19 protein-coding genes are annotated in these 24,559 nt (G+C 56.6%); 6 read left to right on the top strand and 13 right to left on the bottom strand.

The window, feature by feature from the left end:
- Nucleotides 1-21: 21 nt before the first annotated feature.
- Nucleotides 22-1,359, bottom strand: a complete 1,338-nt coding sequence (locus tag LMG28727_RS11920) for an MFS transporter (protein ID WP_201642525.1) — start codon at nucleotides 1,357-1,359, stop codon at nucleotides 22-24.
- 141 nt (nucleotides 1,360-1,500) lie between these two features.
- On the opposite strand from LMG28727_RS11920, the gene LMG28727_RS11915 reads away from it, so the two are divergent.
- Nucleotides 1,501-2,424 (top strand): LysR family transcriptional regulator, encoded by a 924-nt coding sequence (locus tag LMG28727_RS11915; RefSeq protein ID WP_201642524.1) that lies wholly within the window; start codon nucleotides 1,501-1,503, stop codon nucleotides 2,422-2,424.
- 106 nt (nucleotides 2,425-2,530) lie between these two features.
- The gene (locus LMG28727_RS11910) at nucleotides 2,531-2,929 is read left to right on the top strand and encodes a hypothetical protein (RefSeq protein WP_201642872.1); all 399 of its coding nucleotides are present in this window, start codon (nucleotides 2,531-2,533) and stop codon (nucleotides 2,927-2,929) included.
- 6 nt (nucleotides 2,930-2,935) lie between these two features.
- Here LMG28727_RS11910 and LMG28727_RS11905 read toward each other — a convergent pair whose 3' ends face one another.
- From LMG28727_RS11905 to LMG28727_RS11885, 5 genes are all read right to left on the bottom strand, one after another.
- Nucleotides 2,936-3,145: a hypothetical protein gene (locus tag LMG28727_RS11905; protein WP_201642523.1), complete on the bottom strand. Its 210-nt coding sequence runs from the start codon at nucleotides 3,143-3,145 to the stop codon at nucleotides 2,936-2,938.
- A 139-nt stretch (nucleotides 3,146-3,284) separates the two neighbouring features.
- A complete protein-coding gene (locus tag LMG28727_RS11900) occupies nucleotides 3,285-3,608 on the bottom strand; it encodes a hypothetical protein (protein WP_201642522.1) in 324 nt (107 codons plus the stop codon).
- A gap of 112 nt (nucleotides 3,609-3,720) precedes the next feature.
- Complete coding sequence (locus LMG28727_RS11895; protein ID WP_201642521.1) at nucleotides 3,721-4,779, bottom strand: sugar-transfer associated ATP-grasp domain-containing protein; 1,059 nt, start codon at nucleotides 4,777-4,779, stop codon at nucleotides 3,721-3,723.
- A gap of 81 nt (nucleotides 4,780-4,860) precedes the next feature.
- On the bottom strand, nucleotides 4,861-6,243 hold the full coding sequence (locus LMG28727_RS11890) for an undecaprenyl-phosphate glucose phosphotransferase (protein ID WP_201642520.1): 1,383 nt from the start codon (nucleotides 6,241-6,243) through the stop codon (nucleotides 4,861-4,863).
- A gap of 40 nt (nucleotides 6,244-6,283) precedes the next feature.
- Nucleotides 6,284-7,798 carry a mannose-1-phosphate guanylyltransferase/mannose-6-phosphate isomerase gene (locus LMG28727_RS11885; RefSeq protein WP_201642519.1) on the bottom strand — a complete coding sequence of 505 codons (1,515 nt, stop codon included), beginning with the start codon at nucleotides 7,796-7,798 and terminating at the stop codon, nucleotides 6,284-6,286.
- A gap of 664 nt (nucleotides 7,799-8,462) precedes the next feature.
- Between LMG28727_RS11885 and LMG28727_RS11880 the strand changes: the two genes are divergently transcribed.
- Nucleotides 8,463-9,710, top strand: coding sequence for an O-antigen ligase family protein (locus tag LMG28727_RS11880; RefSeq protein ID WP_201642518.1), 1,248 nt, complete (start codon nucleotides 8,463-8,465; stop codon nucleotides 9,708-9,710).
- Nucleotides 9,711-9,809: 99 nt separating this feature from the next.
- Nucleotides 9,810-10,445 (top strand): phosphatase PAP2 family protein, encoded by a 636-nt coding sequence (locus LMG28727_RS11875; protein ID WP_201642517.1) that lies wholly within the window; start codon nucleotides 9,810-9,812, stop codon nucleotides 10,443-10,445.
- On the opposite strand, the gene LMG28727_RS11870 is transcribed toward LMG28727_RS11875, so the two are convergent.
- From LMG28727_RS11870 to LMG28727_RS11845, 6 genes are all read right to left on the bottom strand, one after another.
- On the bottom strand, nucleotides 10,421-11,611 hold the full coding sequence (locus LMG28727_RS11870) for a glycosyltransferase family 4 protein (RefSeq protein ID WP_201642871.1): 1,191 nt from the start codon (nucleotides 11,609-11,611) through the stop codon (nucleotides 10,421-10,423). The two genes, LMG28727_RS11875 and LMG28727_RS11870, sit on opposite strands and share 25 nt — an antisense overlap.
- 52 nt (nucleotides 11,612-11,663) lie before the next feature.
- On the bottom strand, nucleotides 11,664-12,980 hold the full coding sequence (locus LMG28727_RS11865; protein ID WP_201642516.1) for a lipopolysaccharide biosynthesis protein: 1,317 nt from the start codon (nucleotides 12,978-12,980) through the stop codon (nucleotides 11,664-11,666).
- A gap of 28 nt (nucleotides 12,981-13,008) precedes the next feature.
- Entirely contained in the window at nucleotides 13,009-14,019 is a 1,011-nt protein-coding gene (locus LMG28727_RS11860; RefSeq protein WP_201642515.1) for a glycosyltransferase family A protein, read from the bottom strand.
- Nucleotides 14,020-14,139: 120 nt separating this feature from the next.
- Nucleotides 14,140-15,582 carry a hypothetical protein gene (locus tag LMG28727_RS11855; protein ID WP_201642514.1) on the bottom strand — a complete coding sequence of 481 codons (1,443 nt, stop codon included), beginning with the start codon at nucleotides 15,580-15,582 and terminating at the stop codon, nucleotides 14,140-14,142.
- A 21-nt stretch (nucleotides 15,583-15,603) separates the two neighbouring features.
- A complete protein-coding gene (locus LMG28727_RS11850) occupies nucleotides 15,604-16,719 on the bottom strand; it encodes a glycosyltransferase family 4 protein (protein WP_201642513.1) in 1,116 nt (371 codons plus the stop codon).
- 60 nt (nucleotides 16,720-16,779) lie between these two features.
- Nucleotides 16,780-19,131, bottom strand: coding sequence for a polysaccharide biosynthesis tyrosine autokinase (locus LMG28727_RS11845; protein WP_201642512.1), 2,352 nt, complete (start codon nucleotides 19,129-19,131; stop codon nucleotides 16,780-16,782).
- Nucleotides 19,132-20,543: 1,412 nt separating this feature from the next.
- Between LMG28727_RS11845 and LMG28727_RS11840 the strand changes: the two genes are divergently transcribed.
- Together LMG28727_RS11840 and LMG28727_RS11835 are read left to right on the top strand one after the other, a co-directional pair.
- Nucleotides 20,544-21,473, top strand: coding sequence for a helix-turn-helix domain-containing protein (locus LMG28727_RS11840; protein ID WP_201642870.1), 930 nt, complete (start codon nucleotides 20,544-20,546; stop codon nucleotides 21,471-21,473).
- 50 nt (nucleotides 21,474-21,523) lie between these two features.
- A complete protein-coding gene (locus tag LMG28727_RS11835) occupies nucleotides 21,524-22,531 on the top strand; it encodes an ATP-grasp fold amidoligase family protein (protein WP_201642511.1) in 1,008 nt (335 codons plus the stop codon).
- 176 nt (nucleotides 22,532-22,707) lie between these two features.
- Here LMG28727_RS11835 and LMG28727_RS11830 read toward each other — a convergent pair whose 3' ends face one another.
- A complete protein-coding gene (locus LMG28727_RS11830) occupies nucleotides 22,708-24,267 on the bottom strand; it encodes a hypothetical protein (RefSeq protein WP_201642510.1) in 1,560 nt (519 codons plus the stop codon).
- Nucleotides 24,268-24,559: the final 292 nt, after the last annotated feature.

Raw genomic sequence — 24,559 nt, 5'->3', positions numbered from 1 at the left:
GTCGATGATTCCTCGAAAGCGTTAATGGCCCGAACGTTCGCCGAGCGGCACAGGACGGTGTGAAAGCGATGCGGTTGATTCGGGCGTCATCCGGAAGGTGAGCAACAGCACGGCGCCGATCAGTCCGACTGCCGAGAGCGACAGCATGCCGGCCTGCGACGAACCCGCCAGGTGTTCGGCGATGCCCTTCAGATTCGGCGCGACGAAGCCGCCCAGATTGCCGATTGAATTGATTAGCGCGATGCCGCCTGCCGCTGCGGCGCCGCCGAGATAACCGGTCGGCAGAGTCCAGAAAAGCGGCTGCACAGCGACAAAACCGATTCCCGCGACGCAGAACGCGGCGATAGCGAGCGTGACCGACGAGGTCAACGCACTCGCGCCAATGCCGATCGCCGCGAGTGCGAGCATGGCCGCGGCCCACGTCCGGTGATGGCCGTAGCGGTCTGCCGCGCGCGTCACCAGGAACGTGCCCACGATCGCCACGATCCACGGAATGGCGGTCAGCAACCCAACCTTCGTGCCGACGTGGCCGCCTGTGAGCCCGGCAATGCGGGTAGGCAGATAAAACACCACCCCGTAGACGCTCATCTGAACCGCGAAATAAATCAGTCCGCAGAACAGCACGCGGGAATCGCGCAATGCCCCGATGACCGATGCCGGGCCATGCGAGAGCTTATGTTCGTCTTCCTGACGCAGTGCGCCATCGAGCGCTTCACGTTGTGCGTCGTCGAGCCATTTGGCCTTGGCAGGGCGATCAGTCAGATAGAAATACGCAACCACACCCACTACCGACGCCGCGAGTCCCTCCACGACAAACAGCCATTGCCACGGATGCATCCCGAATGGATTGCCCGTATCGAGCAGAATGCCCGACACCGGACTACCGAGCAGCATTGCAAGCGGGAAGCCAAAATAGAACATGCCCATCGCCTGCGAGCGGGTCTTCGACGGAAACCAGTTGGACAGAAAGAGGATGATGCCGGGGAAGAAGCCTGCTTCGGCAATGCCGAGCAGTGTGCGCAGAATGTAGAAGCTCGATGCGTCGTGAACCAGCGCGGTACACGCGGAAACAATGCCCCACGTCACCATGATCCGGCTCATCCATACCCGTGCGCCGAAGCGGTACATCAGCAGATTACTCGGCACTTCGAACACGGCATAACCGATAAAGAAGATGCCGGCGCCGAATGCGAAGGCCGCATCGCTCAAACCGGTATCGGCCTGCAGCACGTTTTTCGCGAAGCCTACATTCGCGCGGTCGATAAAAGCTAACAGGTACATCAGAATCAGAAACGGCAACAGTCTCGTCCGCGCTTTGGCAATGGCGCTGTCGAGCGCCGGACTGGCGATCGTCGTCATACTTATGTCTCCTGGATTTTTTTAATCGACCCGCTTCTCAGTGTTGTCCGCGAGTCGTTCATAGCCGCTAGTGTGCGAAACTATCCAATAACTGACCACTGAATAAATCGAATCAGTTGATTCCCTGGAGTTATCGCTCACATGATTGCGCCCGCCTCCACCATACGCAAACGTCTGCGTCTGCGCCATCTGCAACTGATGGTCGCGCTGTCCGAGACCGAATCCCTGCGTCGCGCCGCGGACGAAATGGCAATGACCCAGCCGGCGGCTACAAAAGCCTTACAGGAACTGGAGGACACGATTGGCGTCTCGTTGTTCGTGCGTCATGCGCGTGGCATGGAGCCGACCATCTTCGGCGAAGCGGTCATGCGCTATGCACGCGTGGTATTCGAGGATCTCGACGAATTGCGCGAGGAACTGGCGGGTATCGAGGCAGGCGATATTGGCAAGGTACGCATTGGCGCGGTCATGGCGCCCTCGCCCGAATTGCTGACGCAGACCATCGTCAAATTGAAAGAAGCGCATCCCCGTTTGCAGATGTCGGTCACGATCGACACCAGCGACGTGCTCGTGCAATCTTTGCAGCAGGATCAACTGGATATCGTGATCGGCCGCATTCCCGATGGCTTTCCGGCGCTCGATCTGAGTTTCGAAATGCTGGCCGAAGAGGCGCTGTCCATCGTGGTGCGCCCGGATCATCCGATGGCGCTTGCTGCGACGCGTCCCAAACTTGCGGAACTCGCGCTTTACCCGTGGATTATCCAGCCGCATCCGAGTCCGATGCGGCAGGTGATCGATCAGACGTTCCGCGAATCGCGCGTCGCGCCACCTGTGAGCACGGTGGAAACGTCGTCGATCCTCACCACGCTGTCACTGCTGCGCGACTCGGACATGCTCGCGGTATTGCCCAGTTCGGTCGCCCAGTATTACGTCGCATTGGAAGCGATTGCAGCGGTCTCTACGCCGCTGCGCGGACGGCTTGCACCTTACGGATTGATTCTGCGCAAGAACCGCCGTATCACGCCCGCCACGCAACTTGTCATCGACTCCATACGCGCAGCGTGAAACCTGCTTCAGTAACCACCGGTGATGTACCCAGGCGATATCATTGTCGGCAATGAAGCCGGCGCGCCCAGCGCGACCTGACGATAAACCATTGACTGTAGGCCACATGGCGCAATATCTGAACGCGGCAAGTTTTCTCGACCTCGCACGCGCCGCGCAACAGCGTGCGACCGAGCGATGTTCGTGTACCCGGACACCACTGGACGGCTGGCAATCGCAGCCTTTATCGCTCGACGAAACTCTGCTGGAGGAAATCGGCACGCTGTTACTGGAAGACGATCTCGAGCCGGCATATAACGAATACCTGCCGGGCAAAACGACTTACTGGGCAACTGATGCCCCCATCGCACCACGCTACTTTCCGTACAACCGCTGCGGCGTCTGGCAATGCTCGACATGCGCGCATCTTTATCTGCGCTATGTAGAAGCTGGCGGGTATTTTGTCGATCGTCGAATTCGCGCGGTAAAGGCGGAATTGATTGAAGACGTCCCTTTACCGGCGTGACGCGACTCAGACGTCGCCGCTCCCACCGCCCAGACGCCGCGCGAGTTCGCGGCCAAGGCCGGTCAGTTTCAATGTCGACATATCGTCATCGTCACGCCGGGAAATCTCGACCAGTTCGTAGCGGCTCAGCGCGAGTACTTCCGGGTCGAGTTCTTCGAGACGGCGTTCAGCGTCGCGCAGACGCAGAAGCGTCGCAAGTTCGTGATGAGTCAACATCGGTCACCTCACTAATCGACAGAGGACAATGCCACTATCGTAGAGGGAGAGTCCGACATTCAGGCTACGGTTGTGTTGCGCAAAATTACTGCGTTACATAGCGAACAACTGACCGACTGCATCCAGCGGCACGCAATCCTTACTTGCCGCGCGCAACCGAGACCAATCCTCTCACGCGTCGGGCGATATTCCCCAGGACGCCCCCCGACGAATTCGTGGCCGATTGCCGGTGCGGCATTTTCTGGAGATCTTGCCGGTCTTCGTCAAGCGCGCGCGCGTGGCCCGCTGCCGTGAACGGCCACTCGATCACAACGGCCCGCAGCAGAGCCGCTCGAGGGCCCTTTTCGGCTCTGTCGATATACGCATTGATCGCCAACGCTTCCTGCTCGGCCGATTCGCGGGAATCGGTGGCAATGAAGTCGTTCACGCCTTCAATATGGACGCACCATAGCCGTTCATTCACGTCCTGTCTCCGTAAGGGTTCTGAATCGCCAGACCCGTGTGTGCTGCCCGCCTGAATCGAACTTTGTCTTTCAACCCGACAATAGCCGGCAACACTTTTCCCACGCTGAATCTCAGGACACGATTTTCAGTCGTTCCCATTTCAGGTCCGAAAAACACGGACCTTGCGTCGCCTCACTGAACTTCACATCGTTGTGCTCGCCGTTCCACTCCATGACCTGCACTTTCTCGTCGGCGTCAACGGCTATATCCCAACCTACACAGCGCACGAACGGGATTTTCTTATGGAGGCCGAGCACGGTAGCGACACATTGATCAAAAGCAGGAATTCTCAAGCCGGAAAAACGGACGCCGGAATCCGGATGCGCTTCAGTCGCGCCCCAGTCGCTCATGTAACCTTCCCGATCAAGCTCGCCATTGGCGAGATTGACCGGCACACAGATCTCGTGGTCGGTCTGCACGTGCGTATCCTGCTCTCTGCCGAGACGCAGGAAACAGGCTCGAACGGAAATGCCGCCGAGATCATCCACCACCGTTGTAAAGCGCAACGTGGCCACGGACTTTGAAGCAAAGGTATTAAACAGACTGTGCTGGATAATGAATTTCTGGATTACCCCATTGCCCAACGACCTGATCATCCGGTAATCGAAATTTGTTCTGTCCAGGAAAAATACGCCATTGCCGCGCCTCGACCCATCCAGCTTGAACACCACTCTGTCCGACTCGCGGAAGACCACCTCTTTGACTTCGTGGTCGGGAATCACGTCGCTCTGTCCTGTGAAAAACAGGCCATTGGCGAAATAGGCGAGGTCGGGGAACTCGTCGCCGTTGAAGATCAGCCTCGCAATAGGCTTCAGATGAGAAATTTTGCCGTACCCACCTTGCAGTTTCGGCACAACAACGCTCCCGTAGAAGTTGTCTGGAATCCAGCCTTCCTTGAACGTCCCCCGAAATGCCGCGTACACGCGCAGCCAGGGCGCGTAGACGCCGTCGCCAAACACTTCGCGTGCGTAGACATCGGCCAGTTTCAGATTGGCCGGGTCCGCTCTGCCATACTGCTTTTCGATCAGCTGCAAGACCCTCCTGGCCTGTGCACCATGATCCCGGTGGAATCTGTAATGGGCCACCTGCTTCAACGACTTTCTAATTGCGCTCTCGACGTCTAATACCATCGTGTCTCGCTCAGCCGGTCTGCGGCTATCTTTACTTTAGTCGACTTCCTGTACCGTATTACTGGGACCTCGATCTAAGCATCAGTACGCGTTAGGATGATGAAGCCCCTTGAATACAGTCGCGAAAATGATCTTTACGTCCAGTCTGAACGACCAGTTCCGTAAATAGTACAAATCGTGCGCCACCCGGCCCTCCATCTTTTCAATGCGATCGGTCTCACCGCGAAAGCCGTTGATCTGTGCCCAGCCGGTGATACCGGGTTTGATGCGGTAACGATGAATATAGCCAGACACAATGTTCTGATAAAGATCGTCGTGTTCGAGCGCGTGAGGACGAGGTCCCACCACTGACATATCGCCTCGTAACACGTTGAAGAACTGCGGCAATTCGTCGAGACTCGTGCGACGAAGAAATCCGCCTACCCTGGTAATGCGCGGGTCGCCCCGAGTAGCCTGTTCCAGCACGCCTTCCTTTTGCTGATGCAAACGCATAGTGCGGAACTTGTAGATCGTAAACACTCGCCCGTCGGCACCTTTACGGCGTTGTTTGAAGAAGACCGGGCCAGACGAACTGAGCTTCACGGCAATCGCACAGGCAAGCAGAATGGGCGATATAGCCACGATCGCAACAGCCGCAAAAAGACGGTCGAACATTTCTTTCTGCACCATCGCATTGGGCGGCAACGGTGATACCGCCAGATTGATGGTCGGAACACCCAACAGATCCGTAATGCTGCCTTCAAACAGCGCGAGCGTACGCACATCAGGCATGAACCGGATATTGATCAGATCATTGCGGAACTCGTCGACCAGCTTGAGTATCGTGCGTTCTTCAGTGAGTGGCAATGCGAGCCAGACTTCGCCAATGTTCTGTTCACGAACATACTTTGCAAAAGCAACGTGCTCGTCGAACATCCGTACCGGTGCTGTGGTGGCGGCCGCAGTGCCGGGGCGAACGTTATACAGCGCGTTGGCACGAAAGCCGGCTGCGGGCGACAACTCCATTTTGCGAATGATTTCATCGCAATGATCGCCGCACGCCGCAACCGCCACCTGCTGCAGGTTTAAACCCGCATTGCGCACCCGGCCAAGCAGAATGTGCGTAACCAGACGCCCGGCCATCATCGCAGCGCCTGAGATTCCAGTCCAATACACGAACCACAAACGCGACACGAAGTCGATCCGGTGCAATGAAAACATCAACGCCATTGCGCAGGCCTGAACAACCAGCCAACCTAGCGCAACATGTCCACAAAGCGCCCGTTTCGAACGACCGCGCCATGACTCATACACACCCAATGCAGGAAAGACCGCAAGTGAAAACGCTGCTGCAAACGCCACGAACGCAAAATAGAAACTCCGCTGCGAGCCGTCGTCGAAACGAATCTGGGAGGCAATGTATGCGCCCGCCAGAATCATCGCCACATCGAACAATCTCGCCATCAGACCAGTAATCAATCGCATTGCAGCCCCCTAAGAGCGCGCCCCGTTCAATACAACTGACTTAGCCGCATCGTCCGTACTTGTCGTCGAATCTGACGATGTCGTCTTCGCCAAGATAGGTTCCCGACTGGACCTCGATGATCTGAAGCGGTACACGTCCGGGGTTTTCCAAACGATGACGGATGCCCAGCGGAATGTAGGTCGACTCGTTCTCGCCCAGAAGGAACTGTTCTTCTCCACGAGTGACAAGCGCGGTTCCGCTCACCACCACCCAGTGTTCCGCGCGGTGGTGATGCATCTGCAGCGACAGACGCGCACCTGGCATCACGACTATCCGCTTGACCTGGAAACGGTCGCCATGATCGATCGAATCGTAAAAGCCCCATGGGCGACGGACTTTTCTGTGCGCGTCAGCCTCCGGCGATTTTTCCCGCTTGATACGCGTCACCAGTCCCTTGATGTCCTGCACGTGAGAACGATCCGCGACCAGTACGGCATCATCGGTTTCGACCACAATCAGATTGTTCGTGCCGACACAGGCGAGCAACCGGCCGCCCTGTGAGCGCGCGTAAGTCGCCGTGGCGCCCTCGAACAGCACCCGTCCATTCGACGCGTTGCCGCACTCGTCCTTCTCCATGGCCTGCCACACCGCGTCCCACGAGCCCAGGTCCGACCAGCCCGCTTCAAGCGGCACGACGATTCCGCTGAATGGCGAATCCGGCTTGCCCAGGTGCTCCATGACTGCGTAGTCGATCGAGTCCGACGGCGAGCGCAGGAATTCATTCGCGTCGGGAATCACGCATTCATCTGCTGTTTTCGCGCCGCGATAGGCTTTGACACAAGCCGCATGGATGTCTGGCTGGAAGCGTTCGATAACCGCAAGCCATACGGAAGAACGGACGACGAATATCCCGCTGTTCCACCAATAATTGCCGGATTCGACATACTGAGCCGCCAGTTCCGCGGCGGGCTTTTCAACGAAACGCTCGATACGACGCGCACCGTCCTGCAATTCGCCACCAAGGCGGATGTACCCGAATCCCGTATCTGCACGATCGGGCGGAACGCCGAGCGTCGTAATCGATCCTGATTGCGCATGGCGCGCGGCAATCTCGATTGCCTGATGAAGCGCATCGAGATTGGCAATCGAATGGTCCGCCGGCATTGCGACCAGAATGGCGTCCTGTCCGTCAGCGCTTGCAGCCAGGGCAGCGAGTGTGAGGGCCGGCGCCGTATCGCGGCGAGCTGGCTCGACCACGATGCGCGCATTCACGCCAATTTCCCGCGCCTGTTCGTATGTTGCAAAGTAATGCTCCGCACCGCACACAATCACCGGGTCGGCCGCGATATCCCATGCGCTGCTGAAGCCCGCCATGCGACCCATAGTGGCTTGCAACAAGGTCTTGTCACCGACCACGTCGATCAGTTGCTTTGGAAACTGCTCCCGCGATACGGGCCATAGGCGGGTTCCTGAGCCACCCGCGAGAATCACCTGCACAAGCGGTGGATAATCAGCGAAAGCCTTTTCAATAGCGTCGATATCTGTTTCGCCCGCAACTGCCTTCACCTTGCGCATTTAAAGCTCCTTTACGTTCTGGCCAACTCGAGGACGACGGTTGTGACGTCCACGCATTACGCGTTGCGACGCCAATCGCGTCGAAGTTGTCTCGTTTGATTTATAAAAGGACGCCCCTGCTGGGCGGACAAGGCAAGCCGTGTGGTTCACGGCCGACTGAACGCAACTTCTGGCCGCTAAACCGGCTCTGCCGGAAAGCATGGATACCGTTGCGGCCCGATCGCAGTTACATGGCGCTCAGCAACTAACCTATCGACGCTGTGCCAGCAAACTGGTGCCACGAGAGCAGTACCCGGTGAATTCATCTTAGTCAGATTACGTTGCACCACAGCATGTATGGCGCGAACCGATGAGGTTTTGGCTCTGCTCGTGGGAGGTGTTTTCTTAAGTACTTCGATCAGCCAACACTTGCCCCACGTTTCTGTCAGCGAAAGAGGCGTGAGGTTGGAAATCAAATACATCCCGTGGTACCGTTCATAGGGACGTCTCATCTACCTGCTCTCTCAACCGGCATCAGACCGTAGTTTCAGAAGTCAATCAAAGCTAAGACGCCGGCATGGTTCTCTGTCGGTTCACGCCGGCTTTTTGTGCCCGGCTCCATGTCGATCCGATGTCATGGACAGGTCTTCAAAAACTGTGCGCCATCCGTATTTCCGGAGTCGCAATGGCTTACATATCGCTACTTGCCCTATTCCTGACTGTTACCAATCTGGTCCCCGTCAGTGCGGTAGGATTTGTCCCGATCGTGCTGTGTTCGTGGCGCTTTTTCGGAAGAAGTTACCCCGCGTTTATCACGCCGCTCACCGCGCTCACGCTTCTGATCATCGTTTCCACACTGCTTTACGACCCGCGCTCGTTTATCGAATTCGATTTTTATCGGCGTGACGGCAATTTTTTCATTTCGTATGCGCCTATTTTTGCCGGATGTCTGTACACGCACCGTTGGGACCTGAACAAAGTACTTCGCGCGTTCTTTGTATTCGCCGTCATCATCAATCTTCCGCTTTACGCGTACTACGTCATTGAAACTGGCTTACTTGGCATCTTCACGCATCCTGGAGACAGCTTCGGTAGCTACTTTATCGCGCGCAATGCCGCTGGCGGCTTCTTTGCGATGCTGCTTTGTCTGGGAATCGCGTGTTACCTGCAAAGGCGGAGCAATCTCGTGCTCGGTCTGATCTTCGCTACCGCGCTGATGCTCTTTTCCACTTACAGCCGAGGCTCGTTGCTGGGCGCGTTGGCGACCCTCCCGTACCTCTATTTCGGCCGTAAGCGCTGGATGCTGGGAACGCTGATAGCGATCCTGATCACAGGCTCGATTGCGATGGCGATTTACCATACCAATTCGACAGTCAACTACATGGGCTATACCTTCACCATCCAGAATCAGGACGAGAAAGTCGCCAATCTGGACATTCGCTACGAATGGCTATGGCCGCGGGCGCTGACGTATTTTGAGCAAAGTCCAATTGTGGGCCTCGGATTCGGTTCGTTCGACGACCACATAGGCAGCGTGACCTCGTATTTTCATCTGCTGGGTGTACCTTCCGACGTGATTGTCGAACACAGCGATTCGCACGCTCATAACTCCTACCTGAACTTCCTCGCTGAACTCGGGGTGGTTGGACTCGCGTTGATCCTGAGCTTTTTCTGGAAGCTGGTCGACTGGGCAAAACATGGCGCCGCGGTCGGTGCGCTCATGGGCGGTGGCCAGAACTTCGCCGCATTCAGGTTTGTCGAGATATCGTCTGTCTGCCTGCTGGTGATGGCCGCCACCGAACACCGGTTGGTCTCGCCGTCTAATGTGCTGATCCTTTCGCTCGTGATCTCGTTATTGCTGGCATCGCGCGCGCTCAGCACTGTCGTTTTCGAGCGGCAGCAGGTTAAAGTTGTTGACCGCGTAATATCGTGAGTGGGAAACCGGTGCGATAGCGCCAGTCCGCCGCAAAAAATGACTAATGCACGCGCTCGTGCGCGTCGGCGGCGGCCAATGACAAAGACGGGGAATTCCATGTGGACTGTGTTTAGCAACATAGGCGACGGCGCCGTGACGTTGCCCGTGGCCGCTCTTTGCGTCGGCTGGCTCGCTTTCTTCAATGTGCGTCAGGCGCTCAGGCTAACTGGCGTACTGGCGATTGGCCTCGCCATTGTGGGCGCTACCAAAATAATGTACGCGGGCTGGGGAATCTCCGTCCCTGCTCTTGATTTCCGCGTTGTTAGCGGACATACCATGCTGTCGACTTCTGTCTGGATGGTAGCCATCACCCTCCAGCTGAAATGGTGGCGTCAGCCGCCGCTTCCAGGCGTAATTGCCGGTATGGCGATTGGCGCCTTTACCGGAATTTCACGACTGCTCAATCACTCTCACTCGCTTCCCGAAGTCATCGCTGGCTGGCTTCTGGGCGTTTTCGTCGCTGCCTTCTTTTTACGAACCGCCGTCAACGTTGAGTTCGAACGTTTCAAACCTGTCTGGTCCACCCTTAGTCTTCTATTGGTCTCAACGCTAGGGTACGGACACGAGGCACCGTTTCAGTATCTGATCGAAACGCGCTCGCCTGAGATCCGCAATCACACTCCTTCTGTCATGGCTCTCCTTAGCCGGATGCGTTATCGCGTTCTGTCTCACGACGCTACGTCGGCAAAGTGATGTTCGTCGACAGGCAAAGCCTCCCTGACCGGATAGGGAAGAAACTGTTCGACACACGCGTAAGGCACCCGTGAGTCGATAAAGCTCATCAGTGCAGCTTTAAAGTTCTCCGACGAAAAGCGTTCGGCATTCTTCCGGCATTGCCGCGCGTCGAACAGATGGGAATTGTGTTCGAACCTGCTTACCGCTTCCAGCAAAGACTCCGACGTTTGTTCGCCAAAGAAAACGCCCGTGGGCCGATCAAGCGGCAAGCCGATCACCGACTCGAGCGCGCCGCCCCTGCCAAATGCAATGACCGGCGTTCCGCACGCCTGGGCCTCGACCACAGAAATACCAAAGTCCTCTTCCGCCGCAAATACAAATGCACGCGCACGCCGCAAGTAATCGACAAGGACATCGGACGGCTGGTGCCCCAGAATCGTCACATTGTCGCCGGCTACTGATTTGATCTTCTTCATCTCGGGACCGTCACCGATCACAACGAGGCGGCGCTCCGGCGTCTGCGAAAAGGCACGCACGATCAGATCGATACGCTTATAGGGCACCATGCGTGATGCCGTCACGTAGAAGTCCTCTTTCTGCGTGCACATTGGCATGTTCGCCAGGTCGACCGGCGGGTAAATGACAGTCGCTTCACGCTGATAAGCCTTCTTGATCCGTCTGGCAATGAACTGCGAATTGGCCAGAAGATGATCGACGCCATTGGCGGAACGCGAATCCCATCCTCGTATGTAGTGAAGCAGCACGCGAGCCATGATCGACTTGATTCCCTTATTCAGGTGCGATTCACGGAGATACTGATGTTGCAGGTCCCACGCATAGCGAATCGGCGAATGAACATAGCTGACATGGACCTGGTTGGGCCCGGTCAGAACGCCTTTCGCGACCGCATGCGAACTGGAGATTACGAGGTCATAACCAGAGAGGTCGACCTGCTCGATCGCGATCGGCATCAGTGGCAGGTAAGCACGGTAACGCCGGCGCGCAAAAGGCATCCGCTGGATAAACGACGTATTGACGGTCTTCCCTTTCACACATTCGCGGTCCTCCAGAAAATCGACAATCGAGAAGATGTCTGCTTTCGGGAAGCACTCGATGATATTTTTCAAGACCTTCTCTGCCCCACCCGACACCACCAGCCAATCGTGAACAATAGCGACTTTCACTTCGACCTCCTGTGAGATTACAACCGGGATCCTGCACGTCCAGCGATCTGATTCATTCGTCTTTTGCAGCACCCGCCTGAGGCCGCACGCCGCATGCAACCCGAAACATTCCTAGCGCCCGCTCGGCTCCGGGCACAAGTCCTACTAACTGAAGACGGATCATCGTGCCCATCAGAATCACAGCCAGGGTTGCCTCGCCTACCACCCGAGCAGTCGCCATGCCTGTCGCGCCATATCGGGGTGCGAGGAATAGCGCAGCAGCCAGATTCATCACCCCCGACCCGACACCTGCCATGGCAAGCAGGCGATCCTTCCTTCTCGGCACGAAAACATAGAACGCAACGAACTCGTTAAAAGCGGCGAGCGGAAACATCCACGCGAAGATCTGTAGTACTCGGGCACTCGGTTCGAATGCCGGGCCTAGAATCAGAGGAAGTACAAACGGCGACAGCGTCAGCGCGCCGCACAGAACCAGAAGCCCGTAACCCATCAGCAACGTAGCGCCACGGCGCGTGGTCGCATGTGCGCCCTCCTTGTCGCCTTGCGCGAGCTGCCTCGATATAGTGGGAATAAACACCTGTGAAGCGGGACCCATGAGCGCGAGGCCGATCGTCGCAAACCGCTCCGCTGCGCCGAAATAGCCCACTTGCGCGGGCGTGGACAACAACGTCAACAGATAGGTGGACGACGCCGTGAGTACAACCGAGCCAGACGAGTAGCAGAACAGCATCGTCGAACCTCGTACCAGCGGAACAACACCTGTCAACTTCAGCTTGGGCAAGCCGAGTTGCCAGGTCGTCAGACTGTACGAAACGATCGACGATGCCACGCCGGCCACCAGAAGACTCGCCAGCACCCACACTGCGTCGTTGGGGCCTTTCACCAGGTTCAGCACCAGCACAAGGCTCAGTGCGAAGCCAAACACCTCGATCATGATGGGTGTTCGAAAGTGTTGACGCCCCTGAAATAGCCAGCCGAGATTCAGAGCGGACACGATCCCCAGCAAGGTCGCCAGCAGACCGATTACGGGTCGCTCCGACAATGTCGGCGACAACATCGTGGCCGTGATGCCAATACCCGCGCCCAACACGGCCAATAACAGACGCGCGCTGACATGCAGTGAGTAGATCTTGTTGCATTCCGCCGCCGATTGCGCTTTCGACACCTCACGCATGCCAACAAACGTAAACCCATAACTCACCAGCATCCATATCACGTTCATCAGTGACATCGACGCAAGCACCCGACCGTATTCCGATACGCCCAGAATTCTTCCGTAAAACGGCACCACGATGATGAGATAAACATACCTCATCAAATAACCGCCGTAGACAAACGCAATGACGTTAGCGTTCGCTCGTCTATCCATACCGTCCTCCTGACGCGCGTTCTGGACTTCAGCGCCCAGCCACGCGACGGCGGGCAAGCGGGTTAGAGATATAACGCACCACGAAGTCGGACAGTGGCGAGTAAGGGACAAGACATAAACCAGAAAGCACGAGCGTGCCCAGCTTCTTCTTGACGCTCCAGAAAGGGTTGGCAACGATCGCGTGCAAATAACTACGGGAATCCCGCAACATCCAGCGCCAGCGGCTAGCAAACGGCGCCTGATAGACGCTCGAACAAAATGTCGCCTTCTCGTGCGAGAAGTCATGGAATTCTGGTGGCAGTTCTATCTGAAGCCGTGCTCTGGCGAGATTACGTAATATCGCCCAACGCATGCCGAAGGCCTTTGGCGCCTTGGTCAGCTGCTCCGAATTGGCAAACGACACGGAGCCACTGCCGGCGTTATGTACGCGATAGCTTCCCAGCGACTTTGAAATAGTGGCGACCGGACCGGATAGCACGACTCCATAAATCGCGTAAAAATCAGCTCCATAGCGATTAATCCCCTCTTCCGGAACAGGGAAGATCCTCCTGAGAGCGCTCACACGGTATGCATTGCCCGAAGCGGGAGGCGATGGATAAAGCCAGCCGCCCCTCAGTAATCTGCCGCAGTCGGCAGGCGGCTCGGTGTTAGGTACATGTGCACCGGTCGGCGCGCCCGCACCGTCCATCACGTCCAGTCGAAACTGCACTTTCGCCCATGAACCCGTGGAGAAGCGGCTCATGACTTCGGATACGACGCTCGGGTACAGAATGTCGTCGGAGTCGAGAAAAATCGCGTATTCCGTATCGAGTATCTCGATCGCGTAATTGTAAGCGGAGACCTGTCCGCCGTTTTCCTTGAAGATCGCCCGTACACGCGCACCGTACTGTTCAATGATCGCTCGCGATCCATCGGTCGAACCATCGTCGATCACCATCACATCCGTTGCCGGATAGTCCTGCGCGAGCGCCGAGTCGATTGCGGAGGCAAGAAAGTTCTCGTAGTTGTAATTGCAGATCACAACGGTCACGTGGTTCATGGTATCTCGACGCTATCTAAAGTTCGGTCAGCCGGAATCCGGTCACCGTGAAATTAACGACACCTGCGGCCAGCACGAAACTTCACGCGAAATGGTCATGACTTCGTCACGCTCAATCAGCTATGCGCGAGGCCGGATAACGACATAAGCGAGATGCTTCGGCGGATTGTTGTCCGCTCCGTTGACCTTGTCCGGCACTTTGAATCGAACCTTGAGCATCGAGTCATCCCATGTCAGTGCTACGTCGTCGCGGGGACTGACCACGCCCGTCAGCGCGTCGACGAATTGAATCTGTGCCGTACGTGATGAAGGCGGCTTGAGTCCCGGCACCGAAACGCTCTGCCAGCCCGAACTCGCAGTCACCTGCATCACCACATCGTTACCGGAAACCAGCGCTCTTCCGGCAGCGCCGGGATCGAACTGCAACGGCTTCGACAAGCTTGCCAGCGATCCACCGGCTGTCTGGCGAAGCACGATCAGGCTTTGCCCCGACACGTTGTAAGTCCGCGTGGGCGGCCCGCGATGCGTAAGGCGGAAAGGCTCATAGCCGTCCCAGTGATAAACCATCGACAGGTACTTGTCGGGATCGTCCCAATTCCGGTCGAGTGCCCACACAGCAAAGTCGAAGAAATAGCGCGGCAGGTAGTGCGGATCTTTCATATACTCATCGCCGATTTCCGTCTGCCAGATGCCACGCGCAGGCCCGTTCCTCACGTACTGCTGATACAGCGAATCCAGGTCGGAAACATTGAGGTAATGGGTATCGATGTAATCAACCCAATCGAGCATCCGCTCTTTCAATACGGGACTTCTGTATTCCAGCCATTGCTGGAAAGTGGAGAGCCCGCCCTGGTCCGGCCACCCACCGTAAACAACGTAAGCGTGATAACTGCGGATGATCCTGGCGGCGGGAATGTGAACCCGCTCCACGTAGTCCTGCATTGCGCGCTCATAAGGCTTCGACAGCTTTTGGTCCTTATTGAAGTCCGGACCGTGCCAGAAAGTGGCTTGAGGCGATCCGCCAGACAACTTGCCAGCGGCCTCGTTCCAGATCTGGAAGTAGCGCAGGTTAAAAGGCGGCGCGGAATATTTGCGCACCACGGCGTCGACATATTTCTGCCAGGCCTCGACATCCATCGGAGCAGAATTGGAGTCGCCCGGCACGGTCGAATTCCATTTCGGCGTATAACCAAGAATGAGGAGCGAGCCGATTCCATTCCGGTCGTTCTGAATCAACACCGATGGCAGGTCGCCGTCATACGCCGCCCCTGTCCTGTCGATACGCATCGCTTCCCCCGGTCCATCCGGCTGCCCAGGACCCACCGAGCCCCGCCCCCAACTAATACCCATTGCGCGCCACATCTCTACATCGCTGGCCGATCCCGCCCAGCCATTTGTGCCGATCAGATCGGTAATCCGGCGGGCACGTGCATCGACCCGCTGCGAACTGGGCGTCAAAGCGAGCGCGCTCTTACCTCTTGCGAGAGGAATCGCCGCTCCCGCCAGCGCCGCCAATATTCGCAATGCGCGACGCCTGCCGGCGCTATTCGTGACCTTGACCATTCGTCCGCCCACGAACATGCGCTAACTCACCGACGCTCGGGGCGCCAACTCCGGCAACCGCTCGCCCGCGCGACCGTACAGAATTTCGAGCACCTTCTGCGCCGAATACTCCCAGCGAAACTCGCGCGCATGCTCGATGCCTTTTGTCCGGTGACGCTGCCGTAGTTCGGCGTCACTCATCATCAGTGAGATCTTTTCGGCAATGTCGTCCGCCGACGCTGCGTCGCAATACAGTGCAGCGTCCCCGCACGCTTCGGGTATCGAGGTTCGCGAAGAAGCGATCACCGGGCATCCGCAATACATTGCTTCGAGAGGCGGCAGTCCGAAACCTTCGTATAAGGACGGGAACACGAGGCACGCCGCGTTTTCGTATAGCGACTTCAATTCCCCATCGGAGACGAATCCGGCCCACAGTACCTGCGCGGCGTGCGCAGGCTTTTTGGTTTCCTCGCTACTGAAGATGCGCGTGTTCTTACCGCCCACAATGACGAATTTGACCTCTGAAAGATGCTCAAGCTTGTCGACTGCTTCCAGAACACGCTGCAAATTCTTGCGCGGGTCCAGACTGCCGACAATCACGCAGTAAGCGTCTTTCACAAGTCCCATCCGATTGATGACTGCGGGATCCGACACAACCCTGTCAAGATGATCTGCGCCAGGATTGACTACCGTCACGCGCGACTCGTCCACTTTCAGATGATGACAAATACGCATCTTCGAATAGCTCGACACTGTCAATATCACCGGTTGCATTCGCGGCAATATTGAAAAGCCGATTCGATACCACAAGCGGAATTTCCTCGAGAATCCCAACGGCACGTCGAACACGGCCATGTCATGCACCATCACAATCTGCCCACGCTTGAAGAGCGGATTGGTATTGCACAGATTGAGCAGCGTCTTTCCTCGCGCTGCTATCGGCAGTGTGATCTGCTCCCAAAGCGTTCCTCGCAGCCACGGAAAGCGTCGCTGTCGTTTGAGAAACGCGCCGGGCTCACGAACATTCTCCGGTACGAAAACTTCCAGCTCGTCTCCCGGTAACGCGCGCATCTGCATGGCCCGGGTCAGTTCATACGCCACCCTCTGCACACCCGTCACAGGCTGCGAAGTGAACTTTCCGTTAATAGCGAAGGGCATCAGGTTCTCCGTTTAGCGACGCCGCGAAACAATCGAAGTCAACTCGGGCTATGGGTGTGATCAATGCACCGGTTCTGCGTCCCCATAGTCGCTCGCGTAGTTGGTCGCATAGCCGTAGTTCCGCGTACTACGCCGCAGCGGGATGCCGTTGAAAACCGCGCCCGCGATACGACCCTCCGCGCGTTCCATTTTCTTGACCGTGTCGGCGATTTCCTGCTCGCTTTGCATTCCCGAGCGCAACACGAGCAGCGATGCCCCGGCTTCGCTCGCAATGATTGAAGCGTCAGTCACCGCAAGGAAGGGAGGCGTGTCGATGATCACCAGGTCGAACTGGCTACCGAGCCGCTCCAGTAATTCCTTAAAGCGGGGCTTCATCAGCAGAGCGGCGGGATTCTCCGGACGAACGCCACAGGACAGGAACGTCAACCCGTCGATGCTCGTGGGTCGCAACGCGCTGCGCAAAGCCATCCGCTCCGATAACACCTCGGAGAGTCCGCCACGGTTACTCTCGCTAAACAACGAGGCAAGATGACCGCGGCGCATATCGGCGTCGATCAGCACGACCTTCGAGCCGATTTCCGCGTGCAGGATCGCGAGATTCGCTGCGACAAAGCTCTTTCCGGCAGATGGCGTAGGGCCGATCACCATCAGAATGTTATTGCGGGCATGTGCGAGATCGCGGGTCACCGCCGTGCGTACTCCTCGCAGTCCTTCTACCGAGGTGTCATGCGGAAAGCGCGCAGCCAGTATTCTGCTGCTCTCGCCCCCGAGCGATGCCGCCGCGCCGGTTGCGCCGGTTGCACTGCCGCCGCTGCGAATTTCGAAATCGGGCGCTATTTTCTGGAATGGAAGACTGCTCCGTCCTCCGAGTCCCGGTAATGACTTTCGAGCCGCGCTCGCGAAACTGCGGTCCAGCATCAGTTGCTGCTGACTGAAAAGGATTTCGCCGAACACCGGCACACTCATCCGACGCTCTACGTACCGAGGGTCCGTCACGCCAGTCATTACGTGGCGACGCATGAAAACCAGCACGATTCCGGATACGAGACCTAATACCAGACCGCCACCCAGCACGATCGCAGGTTGCGGCTTAACCGGCCGGTGGGGCCTGATCGCAGAGTCGACGATATGCGCGCCGCCGGTCGTGCTCGCGCGCCGGACCTGCAATTGCTCTGCCTTCTGCACCATACCGAGGTAAATGGTTTCCGCGACTTTCTGCGCGCGAATCAGATCGACACTCTCACGCTCGGACGACGGCATTCCATTAAAACGGCCATTGAATTGGGCTTTAGCGTCTTTCAGTTGTGCAAGCTGCGTGTCCACACTCTGCACCCACCGGCTATCTGGCTGATAGCGCTCAAGGAGCTGGGTACGTTGCAATTGCAGGGTCGCTATCTGCTTGTCGAGATCCATGCCGCCCTGAAGGTAGGCCTGCGCCTCGTTCGTCGGCTGCATCGACTGGGACGTCGAGCGGAAATGTTTGAGCGCGTCTTCCGATTTTCGAAGATCCGTAAGAAGACGCGGAAGTTCGCCGTTAATAAACGCGAGCGTGGTCGTGTCATTCGCTTGCCGGCTGGCGACCGCAGTCGCCAGGTACTGCTGCCCCAAAGCGTTAGCGACTTCTGCAGCCTTATCCGGGCTTTGATCTGCGTACTCGATCTGAAGCAGCCCTGAGTCCTTGACCTTGTCGCTCACCTTGACCAGGTCGCCGAACCGTTTCACTGCGTCGAGCTCATTCCAGCGAATCACTTCAAATTTCGTACCAGGCCGCGCGTCAAGTTGCTTGACGAGCATGGAGACGCCGTTGTCCGTGACCGGGATGCCGACCTCACCCTTAACCAGAAGTTGATCCGATGGGCCGCGCAATTCGAATCCGTTGTCAGCACGCGCAATCAAAGTCAGCTTCTCTTCTTCCAGATCCCTCGGGACCTCCAGCGTGCCAATCTGGACACGTTCACCACCCCACGCAAAAGAGCCCAATCCGAGCCATGGGGCCGCAGGTTCACCCGGCGTCGCAAATTTCTCTGCAATGTCACCCAGAATTGGAACCCTGTGCGGCGTCACCGACACGTCAAAGCGGTATTTGTCGATGACCGGGTCAAGCACCGAACGACTTTTCATCACAGCCATTTCAGTCACGGGCGCCGGCGCGGGCGGGGGCATCGCCTCCTGGTTCTGCAATGCCAGGCCTAACGCGTTAGGCTCCGGCGGATCCACGCGCACCAGAACATCGGCCGAATAAATTGGCGTGGCGATAAGCAGGTAGGCCACCGCGAGCGTCAGAACGATCACTGTGGTGACCACGATCTCCCAGATGTGATCGCGCATCAGCGTGAGCATCCCGCGCGCGCTGAGTTGGCCGCGCTCATTGCTGTCGGCGGGAGAGAGCGAATTCAGAGGGTAGTAATCCACCGGTTTGATCCTTCCATGTTCGATGGGCAGAGTAAGAATCGATACTGCTCTGCTGCACCACCAGTTCGCGATCTGGAACCGCCGCCGGCCCGCGTTGGCATTGATTGGCCGGCAGCACCTCGGAGTTACGTGCTGGGTCAGTAAGGTCGGAGAACCGCACTCACAACTTCATGAACAACGAATGACAGTATTGCCTGTTGCTTGCTGATCGTTGCAGCACCCGGTTCCCGCGTGACGTGTGACCGGTCCGCACAACAGCGCCTCTCTTTCGCAGTCAATAGAAAGAACTGATCCCTACATTCAGAATCCTTTCCATATTGGTACTACGAAATATATTCACTCATTTATTTCAAAAACTTTCTTCAGTACGCAAAGCTTCGAAAAAAAAGTACTCGCCGCCGTTCGGACAGCAGACAAAGAATGCATTGATCGATCTGGTTTCGACCGCGTCGACATCCAACGGCCTCGACACTGTGATGAAGCCGTCGAAAAGCCAATTGCTAACGCGCAGCCATAGAACTACCACTGCGCCCTCCCAGACACGCGCCCTGCAAGTTCAATTGTTATATGCGAACACTAGACGGTCGCGCCTCGTCCGATAGAAAGCTGGCGAAACACGACGAACGCAAGACCGATAGAACCAGATGCTCAAGGCAGTGCGTGAACGGCTACAGCTCCTTCGCGTCACACATGAGACCTGCGCGTTATCCAGCGGCCCGGACAAAGGTAATTGGCATGACCTTGCCATGGCAAGGTAACGGCGCGTTAAAGCAAAATTACACATCTCATGGATTTAAAATCGCCCAATGCGGACTGACGATTTTTCTTTCCATGTTGCGGTGAAGCATAGCCCCCAAAAAAACCACCGAATCACGGCGGGCATAAATTCGGGTGTTATTGGCCGATTATGAGGAGCTCGTTACAAATGCAGCGGCAGCAGAAAGCGTTGTTGCTATCTGCAATTAATGTAACAGAGTTATACAAGGCGACTCAGGCGCTGTAACAGAACGTTAGTGACAGTTCACAAGAGAAAAACGCGTGTTTAGAACGCGATTTCCCGCTACATCCCTTGCCACGCGGAGCGGCCAGCCATCTCGCTCAGCATCTGTTTGCTGCTGGCTCGCGTATTAGCTACGGAAAAAGTTTCTGGTGGAAATAGATATTAGAACGCTTTTTAGCAAATTGCGAGGTAAGTATTTCCCCGATCATGACTATTACGCCAAACACCCATGAATACCGGCCAAGTTCGTCGTGAAAATTTCGATGCGCTAATCTCGCTACCTGAGTGGCTTGTTTGTTTGATAACCAAGACGATGACTTCGACCGATTTTCTTACGTCGTTCGGTAAAGAGCGTCAGAATGGACTACGCGCTATGAAACACATTGGTCTTCTGGTTTTTCAGGACTGTTCCATGGTGACTACGGGAGCGATCGGAGATGCATTTCGCCTGGCCAATGAGTTCGAAAAAGCCGAAGGCGAAGAACCTCCTTATCGCTTCTCCGTACTGTCGGATGGCGGCGGACTGGTGACCAGTTCGTCGAGCATCTCCATCTGGACGCAGACGCTCGAACGGTATAGCCTGGCGGACTTTCACGCGTTCTTTGTCGCGTGTCGCGATGCCGCCGAAGCGATGGAGTCTAACGACCGTTTTCTTTCGTGGATCTCACGTCAGGGTTCGATTGCTTCATTTGGTATTCAGCAGGGTGCGAATCTCGCTGTCGTGTGCAGAAACCCATTGCAGTCGACAGTACCCATTTTTCTATTCGACGACGGCGGCAGCACGACGCGCACCACTGCGAGCACGAGCGTGACGCCGACGGATCTCGCTCTATCGCAGATCGAACGGGACCTCAGTTCGGACATCGCGCGAAAAATTGCCCGTCTTCTGCACACAGGTTACAACGAGCACAGTAAGAGCGAACTGGACGACGCCAGCATTACTACGACAACCGAGAAGATTCGCGAGTCGGCACGGTGGATCAAGGAGAACTACAGCAAGGCTATTTCTGTCGCCAAGGCAGCGGAGTCGGCGGCAATGAGTAAGCGCAATTTTCAGCGCCGCTTCAAATGCGAGTTCGGCATGACCCCGCTCGAGTACCTTTTGCGTACCCGTTTCGAGGTCGTTTGCACAATGCTAAGGAATACAGATCTACCCGTCGACAAGATAGCGCGGCGATGTGGAATGGGTGACGGCAATCGTTTGGGCCGATTGTTCAAGGAACGATATGGCATGTCGCCCACACAATTTCGCGCGCAACAGCATTTCGAATCCGACGAGCGGTGGCTAACGCCTGAAGAGGGCTGGCATTCGGCAACTGAGATGTTGAAGGAACCCCCTTGAGTCCTCTCTTCCCATGCAGCTTCGTAATGCCTCCAATTATGGATTGAGACATGACGCCCCCCAATTCTGCCCAGCTCGACGAAGAAGCAGCCGCATCCGTTCTGTTGCGGAAGGAACTCGAACTGCACGAAGACAAAGTACTCGCGGAAGCCAGCCAATCGCTGGCCGCACTCTATCAGTCTCCGGCGCAGTCGGGCTCGGTGATCCGAAGAATCAAGGAGGCAGCGAAGTCTGTGCTGCCAGACTCGCTATTTCTGAGTTTGCTTCATCACAAGTGCATTGGCCGCTACCCCAATCTCGTTCGTCCCGTCACCTTTAATGAAAAGATCCTGCAACGTAGTCTCAGACCCGATTCTCGCTATATCGGCCTGACAGACAAACTTTTGGTTCGGGAATACATCGCGGGCAAGATCGGGCAGGAGCATCTCATCCCGCTAGTCGCGGCGCCTGCTGAATTCACGCGCAAGGTATTCGACGCGCTGCCGGATGCCTTTGTGATGAAAGCCAATCATGGCAGCAGCTTCGTCGAGGTGGTCAGAAGGAAGTCTGAGACATCTTTCGAAAAGCTGCGGCTTCTCGCCGACAAATGGTTGTCGACCGCGTTCTACAGCGTTGCAAGAGAAAGGCACTACCGCAAAATCAAACCTCGCATCTTCTTCGAACAATTACTACTGGACGACAGTGGCAAGATCCCCGCAGATTTCAAGCTGCACTGCTTTGGCGGACGACCGGGTGGGCCCATCATCTATATCCTGGTGATATCGGACAGGTTTGGAAGCAACACACGTGGCGATGTGTATGACATCGACTGGAATCATCTCGACATCGCTATCGGTTACTACAAGCGCAGCGTAACACCGGCGCCCCGCCCTCCCCACCTTCAGGCTGTGCTCGACACCGCCGTCAAGCTATGCGAGGACTTCGACTATGTTCGCGTGGACCTCTATGCGCCGGATAACCGGGTCTATTTTGGCGAACTGACGTTCACGCCCGGCGCCGGCGTATTGCCTTTCACGCCAGACAAGACCGACTACGAGTGGGGAAAACTGCTCGCGTGACAGACCGCAAGTCAGAAGAGTCATCGCTGAAAAACGAAAAGCGGGTGATGGAGATACGGAAGTACCTCCATCACCCGCTTGAACAGACATCCGGCCAGGGTTAAGCGCCGTTGAAACTCAACGAGCCGCACCGCTCCTTCAATTGCGCAGGAACGACGCTAGCAACCGCTCACCCATCAGTTATCTGCGTGACCTGCCGTGAAGCTGGTAAATGCACTGTAAGACGGATTGATCGGGGTGCCGTTGACCATAATGCCGTAGGTATCGTCACCACTATCGAGCACGTAGTACATCACCGACTGGATGTTGTGCGACTTTCTGTTCGTATAGAACTCGCCCAGTTGCGTGGTGATGTAATTCGCGCGATACGCTTCGGTTTGCTCCGGACCCGCGTTCCACTCGGTAATGATAAATGGCACGTTGTACCGGGCCTTGCAGTACGTCGGCAGATCGAAACCAGGTCCCGCACCATCGGTTCCGATGTCGAAAATATCACCGTACACTTCGTAGTTATGCCACGTCGTGATGTCCCAACGCACGGTGGGATAACCGCCGCTGCCGTCAGGTTGCATACCGTCCCACAACGCGTCGGCTGCGCCGATATCTGCGACGCAGAAGTTGATACCGCACTTCGCCGTAGACTGCACGGACTTCACACCATCGATCATCCCGCGCATCACGCCACGCATAACGGGCCAATTCGAGTTGTTGAAGTCGGCGGCGTTCGTACCTGCGTTGGTGGAATCAATGATGATGCCACTCTGACGCGTCAACTCATTGCCGCACTCATAAATCGTCACGCCATACGGCATCAGCGCGCTTGCCACCGCTGCGCCCACCGTATGACCCGTGCTGTAAGCAGCCGATTCGTTGGCGAAAAGCTTGTTGCTAGAGTCGAACACACCCTGGTTGACGAGGACGACCAGCTTGAGTCCTGCCGACTGGAAGGCTTGCGCCAGTTTGACGACCGCGTTCAATTGCGTCGGGTCGTCAGTGCAACCGACGCGATAGCTTGTGCAACCCATCGTCTTCAGAATGGAGACGAGTTGCGTCGGCGTATAGGTGTAATCGTAGTGACCGTTGATGCCGTAGAACATGCCCGCGGTTTGCGTCGGCGTAATGCGCGGATCGTTACATGCCAACCATTGCGCCGCCACACCCGCATTGACGTAATACTGGCCACCCGTGCCGCAATGCCAGATCTTGCCGCCGTACCACAGGACCAGCGAGACGTTATACGTATTGCCGACCGTAGCGCCATTCCTGTAGATCACGCCATTGACGAGAGTCCAGATTGCGCCAGTCTTGTCGATGATGTACGGCGAAGCAGGAAGCGTCGTGCCGTCCGCGGACGTGCCGCCCAGACGCGGGTCATTGCAGGACGACCACCCGGAGCCACCCCACGCGTAGAACTGACCGCCCGTGCCTTCGTGATAAATGCCGTTGCCGAAATACAGAATGAGCGACACGTTGTAGGTGTCGCCAGCTTTTGCACCATTCTTATAGACCGAGCCGCCCGACAATGTCCACACGTTGCCCGAGCTATCGGTAACCGAAGCCGCCGGCGGGACCGTCGTGCCGCTTGCGGACGCAGCGGCCGACTTCGCCGTAGCCTTACTGTCGGCCGCTCCATTACTGTCGCTACCGTCCCCAGAGCCGCCCCCACCGCAAGCGCTCAAAAGGTAACTTCCACCGAGTGCCGTGAGGGCACCAATAAACTGACGTCGTTTTACCATGGCAAATATTTTCCACTGTCGAGAAAATTCTCGATAAAAAGTCCAAAGATTATTTTTGGAGGTTCAAGTGATTCAATGCGCAAGGACAAACCGATTTGAATTCGTAGCCCTGAGAAAATTAAAATCTTCTAGCGCATTCCAGACATCGTTTTAGATGCTCTATTTGAACTGCCGGGCGCAATGCCCGTTTAAACGTGATAATCCAGCCAACGGATATCAGCGATCGCCAGGGGCGAGCCGATGCGCGTCACGTTACTTGGAACGTACGATGGGAAACGACCTGACTGCGACA

This window comes from Paraburkholderia metrosideri (assembly GCF_904848625.1).
Taxonomy (GTDB): domain Bacteria; phylum Pseudomonadota; class Gammaproteobacteria; order Burkholderiales; family Burkholderiaceae; genus Paraburkholderia; species Paraburkholderia metrosideri.
Note: the sequence above shows the minus strand (reverse complement) of the source record. Positions and strands in the feature narration are given on the sequence as shown.

What these genes read in the sequence shown, in the direction of transcription:
- LMG28727_RS11830 (WP_201642510.1), bottom strand. Translation starts at nt 24,267, where the DNA reads ATGGTAAAACGACGTCAGTTTATTGGTGCCCTCACGGCACTCGGTGGA.
- LMG28727_RS11850 (WP_201642513.1), bottom strand. Translation starts at nt 16,719, where the DNA reads ATGCCCTTCGCTATTAACGGAAAGTTCACTTCGCAGCCTGTGACGGGT.
- LMG28727_RS11885 (WP_201642519.1), bottom strand. Translation starts at nt 7,798, where the DNA reads ATGCGCAAGGTGAAGGCAGTTGCGGGCGAAACAGATATCGACGCTATT.
- LMG28727_RS11835 (WP_201642511.1), top strand. Translation starts at nt 21,524, where the DNA reads ATGACGCCCCCCAATTCTGCCCAGCTCGACGAAGAAGCAGCCGCATCC.
- LMG28727_RS11905 (WP_201642523.1), bottom strand. Translation starts at nt 3,145, where the DNA reads ATGTTGACTCATCACGAACTTGCGACGCTTCTGCGTCTGCGCGACGCT.
- LMG28727_RS11890 (WP_201642520.1), bottom strand. Translation starts at nt 6,243, where the DNA reads ATGCGATTGATTACTGGTCTGATGGCGAGATTGTTCGATGTGGCGATG.
- LMG28727_RS11915 (WP_201642524.1), top strand. Translation starts at nt 1,501, where the DNA reads ATGATTGCGCCCGCCTCCACCATACGCAAACGTCTGCGTCTGCGCCAT.
- LMG28727_RS11855 (WP_201642514.1), bottom strand. Translation starts at nt 15,582, where the DNA reads ATGGTCAAGGTCACGAATAGCGCCGGCAGGCGTCGCGCATTGCGAATA.
- LMG28727_RS11895 (WP_201642521.1), bottom strand. Translation starts at nt 4,779, where the DNA reads ATGGTATTAGACGTCGAGAGCGCAATTAGAAAGTCGTTGAAGCAGGTG.
- LMG28727_RS11875 (WP_201642517.1), top strand. Translation starts at nt 9,810, where the DNA reads ATGTGGACTGTGTTTAGCAACATAGGCGACGGCGCCGTGACGTTGCCC.
- LMG28727_RS11840 (WP_201642870.1), top strand. Translation starts at nt 20,544, where the DNA reads ATGGTGACTACGGGAGCGATCGGAGATGCATTTCGCCTGGCCAATGAG.
- LMG28727_RS11880 (WP_201642518.1), top strand. Translation starts at nt 8,463, where the DNA reads ATGGCTTACATATCGCTACTTGCCCTATTCCTGACTGTTACCAATCTG.
- LMG28727_RS11910 (WP_201642872.1), top strand. Translation starts at nt 2,531, where the DNA reads ATGGCGCAATATCTGAACGCGGCAAGTTTTCTCGACCTCGCACGCGCC.
- LMG28727_RS11920 (WP_201642525.1), bottom strand. Translation starts at nt 1,359, where the DNA reads ATGACGACGATCGCCAGTCCGGCGCTCGACAGCGCCATTGCCAAAGCG.
- LMG28727_RS11865 (WP_201642516.1), bottom strand. Translation starts at nt 12,980, where the DNA reads ATGGATAGACGAGCGAACGCTAACGTCATTGCGTTTGTCTACGGCGGT.
- LMG28727_RS11860 (WP_201642515.1), bottom strand. Translation starts at nt 14,019, where the DNA reads ATGAACCACGTGACCGTTGTGATCTGCAATTACAACTACGAGAACTTT.